Genomic DNA, 13801 nt, shown 5'->3' with positions numbered 1-13801 from the left:
GACGCCATCGCTCCGAAGCGACGGCGGCCATCATTAGTACTTGGGCAGCAGCGGTTCCATGGGTGTGGTGGAGGGCTGCACGCGATAGGTCTTCAGCACCTGCGTCATCGCCTTCTGGAAGGCGGGCGCGGTGGCCGCAGACGAGGTTACCCTAGTGGGCTCGTCGAGGGTGACCACGACGACGTACTCCGGGTGGTCGGCAGGGGCGTATCCCACCATGCTGGTGAAGTAGATCCCCTCCTTGTAAGCGCCGGTCTCCGGATCGGGCTTCTGGGCGGTTCCGGTCTTGGCGGCGATGCGGTAGCCGGGGACCTTGATCAGGTCCGAGACGCTGCCCTGCTCGGCCACGTTCTCGATCATGCGGCTGAGCTCGGCGTCCTTGGCCGCATCGAAGACGCGCTGCGGCTTCGGGGCGGGCGCTTCGGTGACCTTGCCCGACGCGTCGGTGCAGGATTCCACCAGGGACAGCGGGACCTTCACCCCGCCGTTCGCGATGGCCTGGTATGCGCTCGCGACCTGCGGAGCGGTGACGGTGTAGTACTGGCCGAACGTGGTCGTGTAGTGCGACTGGTAGTCCCAGTCCTTGACCGGGTGGATGACTCCGGAAGTCTCGCCGGGGAAGTCGATCGCAGTCTTGCTGCCCACTCCGAACTTGACCAGCTCGTCGTAGCGCTGCTGGTCGGTGACCATGTCGCCGAACTTCGACAGCGCCACGTTCGAGGAGTCGATGAGGGCACCCGCGAGCGTGTAGTCGTAGGCCGGGTGCTCGAACGCGTCGTTGATCACCGCGCCGTTCGGGAACTCCTCGTGGCTGGAGGCGCCCGTGATCCTGGTCGAGGCGTTCGCGTTCGCGTACTCCATGACAGAAGCCGCCGTGATGGCCTTGAATGTGGATCCGGGCTCGAAGCTCGTCGAGAAGATCCGCGATCCGCGGTCTTCGGGGTTCGCGGCGCCGGGGTCGTTGGGGTCGACGGTCGGGAACTCGGCGGCGGCGCGGATCTTGCCCGTGCCGACCTCGACGACCGTCACGGTGCCGGCCTTCGCCGCCTGCGCCTTGACCTCCTCGGAGATCATCTGCTGCAGATACCACTGCAGCTCGGTGTTGATCGTGAGCTGCACGGTCCCGCCGTCGACCGCCGGCGTTTCGCTCTGGCTACCGGGGATGACGACGCCGTCCTTGCCCTGCAGGTAGGTCTCCTGGCCCTTCGTCGCGCTCAGGCACTGGTTCTGGGCCTCCTCGAGACCCTCCTTGTCGCCATTGCCTGCGATGAAGCCGATCAGGTTGCCCGCGACGGCGCCGTTCGGATACACCCGCACGGACCGCGGCATCGGCCAGAGATAGGCCAGGTCGAGGGCACGAAGCTTGAGGAACTGGTCCGTGCTGAGTCCCCGCTTCAGCATCACGTACTGCGATTCCGGGTTCGCCTTCAGTGCATCCGCTACTTCTTTGCGGATCGCGTCACCGCTCTCGCCGATGATGGCAGCGATCTTGTCGGAAGCCTTGGCCCAGGGCAGCTTGGGCTTGGTCTTCGCTTCCTGAAGCTGCGTCATCGTGTAGGGATCCATTTGAAGGTCGTAGACGAGCTGACTCTCAGCGAGCACGGTGCCGTTGGAGTCGACGATCTTCCCCCGGGCCCCGTCGATCTCTCGCGTACTGCCGAGGCTCCATTTCACCGACTGCTTGACCGTGGCGGACGCGCTGACCACCTGGATGTCGACGAGGCGCACCAGGAAGCCGCACATGACCGCGAGGATCACAGCGAGGGCGAGGACGGTCCGCCGGCGCGGGGTCCGGCTGGCTCGGGGTGTCATCGGATCTCCGTCCGGGGCTCGCGGTCTGTCATCGTCTGGGCTGAGAGCCGGCGGCTCGGTCAGCGGATGGTCGGGCTCGGCAGGCCTTCGGCCGTCGGCGGAGCCTCCGCCTGCACGGGAGCGGTCTCCTGTGCCTTCGGTTCTACGCCTGCACCCCCGGGCTTGGTCGCGGTGGCGGGCGGCGTGTCGTGGACCAGGGCGTTCGGCACCGCGTTCGAGCCGGTGGGGTTGACCGTGGAGGCCCACGGCGCAGCCCCGGCGGCGCCGATGACTCCGCCGTCGCTCAGCCGCAGATAGCTTGCGCTGCCGCCGACCACGAGCCCGAGCTTGCTCGCCTCCGCGGCGAGGGACTGCGGCGAGCTGATCCCGTCGAGGTCCTGCGCGGCGGCCTGCGCCTGCCAGGTGAGCTGCTTGTTCTGCTGGGTCAGCTTCGCGACCGCGAACGAATCCTGCGTGGTCGCGATGGTCAGGGCGATCTGCGCGCCGGCGATGAGGGCCGCTCCGACGAGGGCGACGATGGCGTACGCCAGACGTGGACGTCGGCGTCGGGAGGGGCGTTCGATCGCTTGGAGGTGCCGCGAGCGCTGCGGCTCGTCGAACTCGGGCTGCAGCAGGGCGTTCTCGGCCAGGCTCATCGCGCGGCCCTCCTCTGATCGTCTCTCACACGTTCTGCAGCGCGCAGGCGCACCGGGATGGCACGGGGGTTGGCGGCGCGCTCCTCCTCGTCGGCGAGTTCCGCACCCTTGGTCAAGGTCTTGAACCGCGGTGCGTGCTCCGGCAGCTCCACCGGCAGTCCGGCGGGAGCCGTCGAGGCGGAGGCGGCGGCGAACGCGTGCTTGACAAGCCGGTCCTCCAGGGACTGATACGACATCACGACGATGCGCCCGCCCAGGACGAGGGCGTCCATGGCGGCGGGGATCGCGTCCGCGAGCACGTTCAGTTCGCGGTTCACCTCGATGCGCAGCGCCTGGAACACGCGCTTCGCCGGGTGCCCTGCGCGCGCCACCGCAGCAGGGGTCGCGTCCTGCAGCACCTCGACCAGGCGTCCCGAGCGCTCCAGCGGCGCAGTCTGGCGTGCCTGCACGATCGCCCGGGCGTAGCGTCCGGCGAGCTTCTCCTCGCCGTAGCGCTCGAAGATCCGGCGCAGCTGGCCCTCGCTGTAGGTGGCGAGCACCTCGGCGGCGGTGACGCCGCTCGACTGATCCATCCGCATGTCCAGCGGCGCGTCCTTGGCATAGGCGAAGCCGCGCTCGGCCTCATCCAGCTGCAGCGAGGAGACACCGAGGTCGAACAGGATCCCCGACGCACCCTGGGCGTGAGTGCCGATCGCGTCGTAGACGGTGTGCACGAGAGTCACGCGATCACCGAAGCGGGCCAGCCGCTCCCCTGCGATGCGCAGCGCGTCGGTGTCGCGGTCGAGGCCGACCAGCCGGATGTTGGGCAGGCGCTCGAGGAACGCCTCGGAGTGCCCGCCCATGCCGAGCGTGGCGTCGACGAGGACCGCCCCGTCGTGCTGCAGCGCAGGAGCAAGCAGCTCGACGCAGCGCTCGAGCATCACCGGGGTGTGTATGCGACGGATGTCCATGGTTCCTTCGGCCTTCCGGTCCCTGACCCTGATCCCCATCCGCTCGACCCGGCACCGGGGAAGGTGCGCCGGGGCGGGAGCGGCTGGGAGTCACAGTCAGGGGTCGGCTCAGAACAGGCCGGGGATCACCTCCTCCTCGAGTTCGGCGAAGGCGTCCTCGTGCCCCTCGGCGTACGCGTTCCACGCGGCCGCGTCCCAGATCTCGGCGTGCGCGCCGACGCCGGTGACCACCAGCTCCTTGCCGAGGCCTGCGTAGGTGCGCAGGTGGGCGGGGATGGTGATGCGGTTCTGGCTGTCCGGCATCTCGGCGCTCGCTCCCGAGAGGAACATGCGCAGGAAGGCGCGTGCCTCCTTGTTCGCGAGCGGCGCCTGACGGATGCGCTCGTGCACGCTCTCGAACTCGGCGGTGCTGAACACGTACAGGCAGCGGTCCTGTCCGCGGGTGACGACGATGCCGCCGGCCAGATCCTCGCGGAATTTGGCGGGGAGGATGACGCGGCCCTTGTCGTCGAGCTTGGGGGAATGCGTGCCGAGCAACATGCGCCTATCCCCCTTTCGCCGCCGTTTCCTCCACTTTACTCCACTTCCCTCCATTCCGATACCTATTCCTGTCTCGGAAAGCAAGGGGCAGAGCACGAAGAAGGCCCCCGATCCGCGAGATCATGCGGAACGAGGGCCTGTGGAGTGAAGTGGAGGGGATGGTGGAGGACAGAGGAGGACTCCGGGCGAATGGACAGCCGGGGGACGACAGAGGGTCCGGACGCCGAGGCGTCCGGACCCTCACAAGGTCATGGTGACGAGGTCAGCGCTCCTCGTGCCGACGGTCCCACCGATCGTTCATGCGATCCATGAACGACGGGGACGGTTCTTTGCTCTTGGTGCCGGGCGCCCCGTCGTCTCCGACGCTGTGGTGGACCGGCGTCAGGGCGAGCATCAGTCCGCCGAGCATGGCGGCGAACGCCACCACGCCGATGATGATCCCGCCGATGTTGCCCACCACGACGCCCACGATCAGGCCGCCGACGCCGGCGAGCAGCAGCACGGCTCCGTAGATGAGATTGCGATAGCTGAGCGCGCGGTCTCCTGCATGCGCGGAAACGACGTCGGCGTCGTTCTGCATGAGATGGCGCTCCATCTCATCGAGCAGGCGCTGCTCCTGTTCGGAGAGTGGCATTTCATCCCCCTCGGGTGGTCTTCCACCCAGTCTACGCGTGCCGGGATGCCCCAGGGTAGGGATTCGCCTGGGAGTTGGGCATCACCCTGCAGAAAGCGGTCCGGTTCCGTACGGTGGCGCTGAGTAGGCTGATCCAGTGGCATCCTCAACCGCTGTGATCGACCAGGTCTCCGCTCGTCTCGACGCCTTCGTCGCCCGGGTGCGCGAGGAGACCGCGACGTACGGCCCCGATGCCGCAGCCTTCGTCTCATCCGCCGAGGCGACGCTGCGCGGGGGCAAGCGCCTGCGTGCGCGATTCTGCCATGCCGGATGGGCCTCGGTCGCCGGCCTCAACGGGATCGACGCTGCGCCGACCGCGCTCTGGGACGCCTGCGCGGCACTCGAGGTGTTCCAGTCGGCCGCGCTCGTGCACGACGACCTGATCGACAACTCCGACACCCGCCGGGGCCGGCCGTCCGCACATCGAGCGCTGGAGGCCGCGCACGTCGGACAGGGGTGGAGCGGCAGCGCCGTGGAATTCGGCCGCGCCGCCGCCGTGCTGCTCGGCGATCTGCTCGTGGCGTGGAGCGACGACCTGCTGGAAGCGGGGATCTCGGCGAATCCGCACGCCGACGCCGTCCGCACGGAATACGCCCGGATGCGCCGCGACGTCACGATCGGGCAGTTCCTGGACATCGCCGAGGAGTCGGCATGGAGCGTGAACGCCGACGACGGCCATTCCGAACGCGCCCTGCGCGTCGTCTCGCTGAAGGCGGCGCGATACAGCGTGGAGCAGCCGCTGCTGATCGGGGCGGTGATCGCTGGTGCCGATCGGGCGCAGCAGGCCGCGCTGCGCGCGTTCGGGCATCCGCTCGGTATGGCGTTCCAGCTGCGCGACGACGTGCTCGGCGTCTTCGGCGACGAGCAGGTCACCGGCAAACCGGCCGGCGACGACCTGCGCGAGGGCAAGCGCACCCTGCTCATCGCATGGACCCGCCAGGCTCTGGCGCCGGAAGGGCGGCGTCTCGTCGACGAGCTGCTGGGAGACCCGCAGCTCACCGCGGATCAGATCGCGAGCCTGCAGGCCATCATCATGGAATCCGGAGCGCTCGCTCGCATGGAGCAGCTCATCGTGGAGTACGCCGAGGCGGGCGAAGCGGCGCTGCAGGAAGCGCCACTGGATGCCGGAGCGCTCGAGCTGCTGCGCGGACTCGCCCGCGACGCCACCCAGCGCACGGCCTGATTCCGGCGGGGTGCTGCCCGACGATCCCGCCGACCACCGCGTCGACCGAGATCAGTACGCGGGCGGCCGAACGCGAGCCCGTGGGATCAGGCCAGACCGCGTGCGACCCGGCGCACCTCGCTCTTGTGGCCGTCGCGCAGAGCGGCGATCGGGGCGCGACCGATCGACTCCTCCTCGGCGAGCAGCCAGTCGATCACCTCGTCGTCGCTGAACCCGGCGTCCCTGAGCACGATGATCGTGCCGCGCAGCGATCCGATCGGCTGGTCATCCTTCAGGAACACGGCCGGAACCGCGAGCGGTCCGTTGCGCCGCGATCCGACGAGATGCTGCTCGTCGAAGAGCCGGTGCACACGCCCGAGCGGCTCACCGAGGATCTCGACGAGTTCGGGGAGGGTCAGCCATTCGGCCGTGGAGGCCGCCGTTTCCGTTTCAGACACTCAGCAATGTTCTCATCCCCGCGGCCGGACGGAGGTCACGGGCTTCGATTCACCGTTTGATCTCACCTTTAACATTCATCACTTCAGTTGACTTGGATATGCATCCGTGACACCGTCGTAGGGCCGATGCGCGACGTGGCGCACCGGCACCAGACGTCAGAATCGGGGGATCCATGACGACCACATCCAGTCCGCGCCGCGCTCTCGGCCTCACTGTGCCGACGGTGCTGCTGACCACCGTGGCGACCGCACTCGTGGCGACGCCGGCCCAGGCTCACACACCCGCCCGCATCCCTCTGCCTCCCCTGACCGCGCTGCCGACCGGCGCGGTCGCGGCTGCCCTCGCCGCGAGGACTGCGCCGGCCGAACTCGTGCCTGTCACCTCCTACACCGTGCAGGACGGGGACACCCTGTGGGACATCGCTCAGGCCCACGGAACCACTGTCGCCGCCCTGTACGCGGCCAACGGGCTCGGATCCGATTCGATCATCTACCCCGGCCAAGTGCTCTCCCTCGGCGGAACGGCGCCGGCGCCTGCCCCTGCCGTGGCCGAGTCGGCGACGCCCGCTCCCGCGGCGGACACCACCGGCCCCGGTTACGACGTGGTCGCCGGCGACACGCTGTGGTCGATCGCGCACGAGCACGGGATCACGCTCGCCGAGCTCTACGCGGCGAACGGCCTCTCCCCCGACTCGATCATCTACCCGGGTCAGACGCTGCGCTTCTCCGCCCCCGCGCCGGCTCCCGCTGCGGTCGATCCCGCACCCCAGCCCGCAGCGGACACCTACACCGCCCCGCAGGTCGTGCTCGACGACGTGCAGACGGCCAACGCGCAGCACATCATCCGCGTCGGTCGTGAGCTGGGCGTGAGCGACCGCGGCATCGCCATCGCCCTGGCCACGGCGATGGTCGAGTCCGGCCTGGTGAACACGCCGTCCGGGGATCGCGACTCGATCGGCTTGTTCCAGCAGCGCCCGAGCACGGGCTGGGGCACGCCGGAGCAGATCGCCGATGCGGACTACGCGATCAGGGCCTTCTACCTGGGCACCCCGCACACGAACGGGCTGCTGGACATCCCGGGCTGGGAGGGCCTCGGCTTCAGCGAAGCCGCACAGGACGTGCAGATCTCCGCGTTCCCCGCCCGCTATGGGCTGTGGGAGCCCCAGGCGGACGGCTGGCTCGCCGCACTCGGCTGAGTCACCGCGGGATCCGCTCCCGACGAATGGAAAAGCACGCGCACGCGAGCCGTTCCCCGGGCTCTCAGCGAGTTCTCCATAGACTCTTGTCGTGACGACCAGCCAACAAGCCGACCCCCTCATCGGGCGGCTCGTCGACGGTCGCTACCGGGTCCGCGCACGGATCGCGCGTGGCGGCATGGCCACCGTGTACGTCGCCACCGACCTGCGGCTCGAACGGCGCATCGCGCTCAAGGTCATGCACGGTCACCTCAGCGACGACTCCGTGTTCCAGAGCCGCTTCATCCAGGAGGCGCGCGCGGCCGCGCGCCTCGCCGACCCGCACGTCGTCAACGTCTTCGACCAGGGCCAGGACGGCGAACTCGCCTACCTGGTGATGGAGTACCTGCCCGGGATCACGCTGCGCGAACTCATGCGGGAGCAGCGCCGGCTCACCGTCCCGCAGACCATCACGATCATGGACGCGGTGCTCTCGGGCCTCGCCGCCGCGCACCGCGCCGGAATCGTACACCGCGACGTCAAGCCCGAGAACGTGCTGCTCGCAGAGGACGGCCGCATCAAGATCGGCGATTTCGGCCTGGCCCGCGCGACAACGGCGAACACCGCCTCCGGCGCGCAGCTGATGGGCACGATCGCCTACCTCGCACCCGAACTCGTCACGCGCGGCACAGCGGACGCCCGCAGCGACATCTACGCGCTCGGCATCATGCTGTACGAGATGCTCGTCGGCGAGCAGCCCTACAAGGGCGAACAGCCCATGCAGATCGCGTTCCAGCACGCGACCGACTCGGTACCGCGCCCCAGCGTGCGCAATCCCGGTGTGCCGGAGCAGCTCGACGAACTCGTGCTGTGGGCGACCGAGAAGACGCCGGACGAGCGCCCGGACGACGCACAGGCGATGCTCGACCGATTGCGCGTGATCGAGCGGGAACTGGGCGTCGCCCCCGCCCCGACGACGGCGAAGACCACGGTCGTGCCGATGCGCGACACCGGGGATCAGACCCTGGTGCTGCCGGGCATCCCCACCACGACGGCTGCGGTTCCCGCCGCGGAGGCGCCGCTGGACAATGCCACGCTGCTCCGTCGCCGCACCGCACACCGGCGCTCGCGCGGTGCGTTGCTGCTGGTGCTCGTGCTGCTGCTGGCGGTCCTCGCCGGCGGCACCGGCTGGTGGTTCGGATCCGGTCCCGGCTCGAAGATCTCGGTGCCGGAGGTCGCAGGCAAGACCTGGGAGGTCGCCGCGGCGGCGATCACCAAGGAGGGGCTCACCCCTGTCCAGGGCAGTGAGAACTCTCTCGATGTGCCGCAGGGGCAGGCGATCCGCACGGATCCGGCGGCAGGCTCCCGCGTGGACAAGAAGGCCCACGTCAGCGTACTGATCTCCGCCGGGCCCGCCAAGCACGACCTCCCGAAGCTCGACGCGATGACCGAGGATCAGGCGAAGAAGGCGCTCGCGCCGTTCCACCTGAAGATGCAGGACTCCGTGGCGCTGTTCTCCGGCGCCGACAGCGGCCTGGTGATCAACGCCGAGGTCACGCCTCGTTCGGGCGCTGCAGGATACGAGTGCGGCGAGGGCTGCAGCATCTTCGAGGGCGATCAGATCCGCCTCCTGACGTCCCTGGGCCCGGTTCCGGACGTGTCGGGCCTGACGGTGGACGATGCCACCAGCAAGCTCAAGGCCGTAGGGCTCGGCGTCGACTCGGGCTCGGTCTCCTCGTACAGCGACAGCGTGCCGAAGGGCCGAGTGATCGGCATCGGCGACCGCGACGGCGGCGGCAACTGGCGGCCCGGAGACACGATCGTCCTGAACGTGTCGAAGGGACCGGAGCCCGTCACCGTGCCCGACGTGGTGGGGGCGAACCTCGCCGATGCCATGAAGACGCTCACCGATGCGGGACTGAACCCGCAGACGAGCGTGCCGGAGGTCGTGTGGAGCCTGTTCCAGGTGACCGGGACGGATCCGAAGGCCGGCGTCAGCGTCGATAAGAACTCGACGATCCGGGTGAAGGTCTCCGGCTGACCCGGACGACACCCGTGAGGCACGCGGTCCGCGGGACCGTCCGCCGGCACGGCGAAGGCCCGGCACCGCTGCGCGGTGGCCGGGCCTTCGAACGAGCGTCAGCGCTTCTCGAGCTCCTCCGCGACGAGGAAGGCCAGCTCGAGCGACTGCATGTGGTTCAGGCGCGGGTCGCAGAGCGACTCGTACCGGGTCGCGAGGGCGGCCTCGTCGATCTGCTCGGATCCGCCCAGGCACTCGGTGACATCATCGCCGGTGAGCTCCACGTGGATGCCGCCGGGGAAGGTGCCGACGGCGCGGTGCGCCTCGAAGAACCCGCGGACCTCGTCGACCACGTCGTCGAAGCGACGGGTCTTGTACCCGGTCGGCGTGGTGATGCCGTTGCCGTGCATCGGATCCGTGACCCACAGCGGCTGCGCACCGGAATCCTTCACGGCCTGCAGCAGCGGCGGCAGCGCCTCACGGATCTTGCCGGCGCCCATGCGGGTGATGAACGTGAGCCGGCCGGGCTCGCGGTTCGGGTCGAGCTTGTCGATGAGGGCCAGCGCCGTGTCGGTCGTCGTGGTGGGACCGAGCTTCACCCCGATGGGGTTGCGGACCTTGGAGAAGTAGTCGACGTGCGCGCCATCCAGCTCGCGGGTGCGCTCACCGATCCAGAGGAAGTGCGCGGAGGTGTTGTACGGCGTCAGGGTCCGCGAGTCGATGCGCGTCATCGGCCGCTCGTAGTCCATCAGCAGGCCCTCGTGGCCGGTGAAGAACTCGACGCGCTTCAGCTCGTCGAAGTCGGCGCCCGCCGCCTCCATGAACTTGATCGCGCGGTCGATCTCGGCCGCCATGCGCTCGTAGCGCTGGTTGGCCGGGTTCTTCGCGAAACCCTGGTTCCAGGAGTGCACCTCGCGGAGATCCGCGAAGCCGCCCTGGGTGAACGCGCGGATCAGGTTCAGCGTCGACGCCGCGGTGTGGTACCCCTGCAGCAGTCGCGCCGGGTTCGCCTCGCGGGAGCCTTCGGTGAAGTCGTACCCGTTGACGATGTCGCCGCGGTATGCGGGCAGCGTCACGTCGCCGCGGGTCTCCGTGTCGCTCGAGCGCGGCTTGGCGAACTGCCCGGCCATGCGCCCCATCTTCACCACGGGCATGGACGCACCGTACGTCAGCACGACCGCCATCTGCAGCACGGTCTTGATGCGGTTGCGGATCTGGTCGGCGGTGGCGCCGGCGAAGGTCTCGGCGCAGTCGCCGCCCTGCAGCAGGAACGCCTGCCCGGACGCCGCGCGGGCGAGGCGCTCGCGGAGGTTGTCCACCTCGCCGGCGAACACGAGCGGCGGGAGCGCCGCGATCTGCGAGGAGACCTCGGCGACGCGCTCGGCGTCAGGCCACTGCGGCTGCTGCTTGATCGGGAGGGCGCGCCACGAGTCGAGGTCGAGAGGCTGAGGCATCCCCCCATCCTAGGGTGCGGGGACGGGTGCGGATCGCTCTATGAAGCCCGCGCGGATGACGCCTGTGCGGCGAGGCGGTCCTTGACGGTCGAGGCGTAGACGTCCTCGTAGTGCTGTTCGCCCAGCCGCTGCAGGGCGATCATGATCTCGTCCGTCACCGAGCGCAAGATGTAGCGGTCGTTCTCCATGCCCGCGTACCGGGAGAAGTCCAGCGGCTCCCCGATGACGATGCCCACGCGCATGATCTTTGGGATGCGCTGCCCGGTCGGCATCGCGATGTCGGTGTCGACCATCACCACGGGGATCACCGGGACCTTCGCCTCCAGCGCCATCCGCGCGATGCCGGTACGGCCGCGGTACAGCTTTCCGTCGGGGCTGCGGGTGCCCTCGGGATAGATCCCCAGCAGGTCGCCGCGCCCGAGCACCCCCAGCCCGGTGTTCAGTGAGGCCTCGGAGGCCTTGCCTCCCGAGCGGTCGATGGGCAGCTGCCCCGTGCCCTTCATGAACATCCGCGTCGCCCAGCCCTTGAGCCCGCGGCCTGTGAAGTAGTCGCTCTTGGCGAGGAAGGACATCTTCCGATCCAGCATCAGCGGCAGGAAGATCGAGTCGGAGAAGGACAGATGGTTGCTCGCCATGATCGCGGCACCCGTCACCGGCACATGCGCTCTGCCGACGATCCACGGACGGAAGATCGCCTTCACCAGGGGGCCGATGGCGATGTACTTCATGAACCAGTAGATCATCGCCCGCAGTCTATCCCGCTACCGGGATGAGGACGAGAGGCGGGTTCTTTGCTTGCGACGCAGTTTCACCGATCGTGCGACTGAATCTCACGCATGATGCCCAGACCCCAGGCGCCGCATGGCATAGACTCCTGGGAAGCATGTACGCGTCCGGCCCCGAAGGAGTTGCCGTGGTCCAGTTCGAAGTCCCCGCGATCGTGAAAGCCGCACCCGAGGACAACATCACCGACCTCCTCGAGCAGCGGGTGCAGAAGACCCCGAACCTCGCTCTGTTCTCGGTGCCGGACGGCGCCGGATGGCGCGACATCACCGCGGCCGAGTTCCGCACCGCCGTGATCGCCCTCGCGAAGGGATTCGTCGCCGCCGGAATCCAGCCCGGCGAGAAGGTGGGCTTCCTCGCCCGCACGACGTACGAGTGGACGCTGGTGGACTTCGCGCTGTTCTACGCCGGTGCCGTCATGGTTCCGATCTACGAGACCAGCTCCCCGTCGCAGATCCAGTGGATCATGGAGGACTCGGCAGCGATCTCGCTCATGGTCGAGTCGCCCGAGCACTTCACCCGCTTCGACGAGGTGCGCGGCGACCTGCCGCTGGTCCGCGAGGTGTGGCAGATACACCTCGGCGCGATCGCCCAGCTCACCGCCAAGGGGACCGAGGTGCCCGACGAGGAGATCGAACGCCGCCGCGTCATCGCGAACGGCGCGGACATCGCCACCCTCATCTACACCTCGGGTTCGACCGGGCGGCCCAAGGGCTGCGTGCTCACGCACAGCAACTTCGTGGAGCTGTCCCGCAACGCCGCGAAGTCGCTCGATGACGTCGTCTCGATCCAGGGCGCATCGACCGTGCTGTTCATCACCACGGCGCACGTGTTCGCCCGGTTCATCTCGATCCTCGACATCCACGCCGGCGTGCGCACGGGGCATCAGCCCGACACCAAGCAGCTGCTCCCGGCGCTCGGGTCCTTCAAGCCCACCTTCCTGCTCGCCGTGCCGCGCGTGTTCGAGAAGGTGTACAACTCCGCCGAGCAGAAGGCAGAGGCCGGCGGCAAGGGCAAGATCTTCCGCGCCGCTGCGGCGACCGCGATCGAGCACTCCCGCCTCGTCGAGGAAGGGGCGAAGATCCCGCTCGGCATGAAGATCAAGTTCGCGCTGTTCGACAAGCTCGTCTACGCGAAGCTGCGCGAGGCGATGGGCGGCAACATCCAGTATGCGATCTCCGGATCCGCGCCGCTCGGCGCACGCCTGGGCCACTTCTTCCACAGCCTCGGCGTGGTGATCCTGGAAGGTTACGGCCTCACCGAGACCACCGCCCCCGCCACGGTCAACCTGGCGGACAAGTCGAAGATCGGCACTGTCGGTCCCGCGCTGCCCGGAGTCGGCATCCGCCTCGCTGACGACGGCGAGATCGAGGTGCGCGGCGTCAACGTCTTCAAGGAGTACTGGAACAACCCCGAGGCCACCGAGGCCGCGTTCCACGACGGCTGGTTCCGCACCGGCGACCTCGGTTCCTTCGACGACGAGGGGTTCCTGACGATCACCGGCCGCAAGAAGGAGATCATCGTCACCGCGGGCGGCAAGAACGTCTCCCCCGCCGCGCTCGAGGATCCGATCCGCGCCAACCCGATCGTCGGCCAGGTGGTCGTCGTCGGCGACCAGAAGCCGTTCATCGCGGCACTGGTCACGCTCGATCCCGAGATGCTGCCGACCTGGCTGGCGAACAACGGGCTCCCCGCGGACATGTCGCTCGCCGACGCCGCCGCGAACGACGCGGTCCGCGCCGAGGTGCAGCGCGCGATCGACGTCGCCAACACCCGCGTGTCCCGTGCCGAGTCGATCCGCAAGTTCACGATCCTGCCCTCGGAGTGGACCGAGGCGAGCGGGCACCTCACGCCCAAGCTCTCGATCAAGCGCAACGTCATCATGAAGGACTTCGCCCCGCAGGTCGCCGCGATCTACAACGAGACCACCGCGACCACGACGGTGCCGCTGGGCTGACGGCAGGCGCATGAGGAAGGGCCCCGGGGCTTCTGAACTGGTCCCCAGTAGTTGGACTGGCCGATTGAGAGCTTAGGGTTAAGCGGCGAGGGCCTGGGTCCGGTATTGCACCGGGCTCAGGCCCTTGAGCGTTGAGTGGGCCCGTTCGGCGTTGAACCAGTCGATGTAGGTGTCGATCGCGG

General features: G+C 68.7%; 13 protein-coding genes. 4 read left to right on the top strand and 9 right to left on the bottom strand.

The window, feature by feature from the left end:
- Positions 1–33: 33 nt before the first annotated feature.
- The 5 genes from AB4078_RS16840 to AB4078_RS16820 all read right to left on the bottom strand — a co-directional run bounded on the left by AB4078_RS16840 (position 34) and on the right by AB4078_RS16820 (position 4571).
- On the bottom strand, positions 34–1812 hold the full coding sequence (locus AB4078_RS16840) for a peptidoglycan D,D-transpeptidase FtsI family protein (RefSeq protein ID WP_441978097.1): 1779 nt from the start codon (positions 1810–1812) through the stop codon (positions 34–36).
- A gap of 59 nt (positions 1813–1871) precedes the next feature.
- On the bottom strand, positions 1872–2447 hold the full coding sequence (locus AB4078_RS16835; protein ID WP_441978096.1) for a hypothetical protein: 576 nt from the start codon (positions 2445–2447) through the stop codon (positions 1872–1874).
- Complete coding sequence (gene rsmH, locus AB4078_RS16830; protein ID WP_441978095.1) at positions 2444–3397, bottom strand: 16S rRNA (cytosine(1402)-N(4))-methyltransferase RsmH; 954 nt, start codon at positions 3395–3397, stop codon at positions 2444–2446. Before rsmH ends, AB4078_RS16835 begins: the two co-directional genes overlap by 4 nt.
- A gap of 108 nt (positions 3398–3505) precedes the next feature.
- Complete coding sequence (mraZ, locus tag AB4078_RS16825; RefSeq protein ID WP_440731431.1) at positions 3506–3937, bottom strand: division/cell wall cluster transcriptional repressor MraZ; 432 nt, start codon at positions 3935–3937, stop codon at positions 3506–3508.
- A gap of 262 nt (positions 3938–4199) precedes the next feature.
- Positions 4200–4571: a DUF3040 domain-containing protein gene (locus tag AB4078_RS16820; RefSeq protein ID WP_440731430.1), complete on the bottom strand. Its 372-nt coding sequence runs from the start codon at positions 4569–4571 to the stop codon at positions 4200–4202.
- 136 nt (positions 4572–4707) lie between these two features.
- Between AB4078_RS16820 and AB4078_RS16815 the strand changes: the two genes are divergently transcribed.
- The gene (locus AB4078_RS16815) at positions 4708–5793 is read left to right on the top strand and encodes a polyprenyl synthetase family protein (protein WP_441978094.1); all 1086 of its coding nucleotides are present in this window, start codon (positions 4708–4710) and stop codon (positions 5791–5793) included.
- Between the two features lie 86 nt (positions 5794–5879).
- Here the strand turns inward: AB4078_RS16815 and AB4078_RS16810 are convergent, their stop codons facing one another.
- Positions 5880–6230 (bottom strand): Rv2175c family DNA-binding protein, encoded by a 351-nt coding sequence (locus AB4078_RS16810; protein WP_441978093.1) that lies wholly within the window; start codon positions 6228–6230, stop codon positions 5880–5882.
- A 173-nt stretch (positions 6231–6403) separates the two neighbouring features.
- On the opposite strand from AB4078_RS16810, the gene AB4078_RS16805 reads away from it, so the two are divergent.
- Both AB4078_RS16805 and pknB read left to right on the top strand, forming a co-directional pair.
- On the top strand, positions 6404–7426 hold the full coding sequence (locus AB4078_RS16805; protein ID WP_441978092.1) for a LysM peptidoglycan-binding domain-containing protein: 1023 nt from the start codon (positions 6404–6406) through the stop codon (positions 7424–7426).
- Between the two features lie 91 nt (positions 7427–7517).
- The gene (gene pknB, locus AB4078_RS16800; protein WP_441978091.1) at positions 7518–9446 is read left to right on the top strand and encodes a Stk1 family PASTA domain-containing Ser/Thr kinase; all 1929 of its coding nucleotides are present in this window, start codon (positions 7518–7520) and stop codon (positions 9444–9446) included.
- A 98-nt stretch (positions 9447–9544) separates the two neighbouring features.
- Here pknB and AB4078_RS16795 read toward each other — a convergent pair whose 3' ends face one another.
- Both AB4078_RS16795 and AB4078_RS16790 read right to left on the bottom strand, forming a co-directional pair.
- Positions 9545–10879, bottom strand: a complete 1335-nt coding sequence (locus AB4078_RS16795; protein ID WP_440731425.1) for a class II 3-deoxy-7-phosphoheptulonate synthase — start codon at positions 10877–10879, stop codon at positions 9545–9547.
- A 38-nt stretch (positions 10880–10917) separates the two neighbouring features.
- Complete coding sequence (locus tag AB4078_RS16790) at positions 10918–11622, bottom strand: lysophospholipid acyltransferase family protein (RefSeq protein WP_440731424.1); 705 nt, start codon at positions 11620–11622, stop codon at positions 10918–10920.
- 140 nt (positions 11623–11762) lie between these two features.
- Between AB4078_RS16790 and AB4078_RS16785 the strand changes: the two genes are divergently transcribed.
- Entirely contained in the window at positions 11763–13619 is a 1857-nt protein-coding gene (locus AB4078_RS16785; RefSeq protein ID WP_441978090.1) for an AMP-dependent synthetase/ligase, read from the top strand.
- A 78-nt stretch (positions 13620–13697) separates the two neighbouring features.
- Here the strand turns inward: AB4078_RS16785 and AB4078_RS16780 are convergent.
- A partial coding sequence (locus tag AB4078_RS16780) for an IS3 family transposase (protein ID WP_441975954.1) occupies positions 13698–13801 on the bottom strand: 104 nt, incomplete at its 5' end.

Source organism: Microbacterium sp. 2MCAF23, assembly GCF_052115565.1.
GTDB lineage: Bacteria > Actinomycetota > Actinomycetes > Actinomycetales > Microbacteriaceae > Microbacterium.
This window is presented reverse-complemented; position numbering and strand designations above follow the sequence as displayed.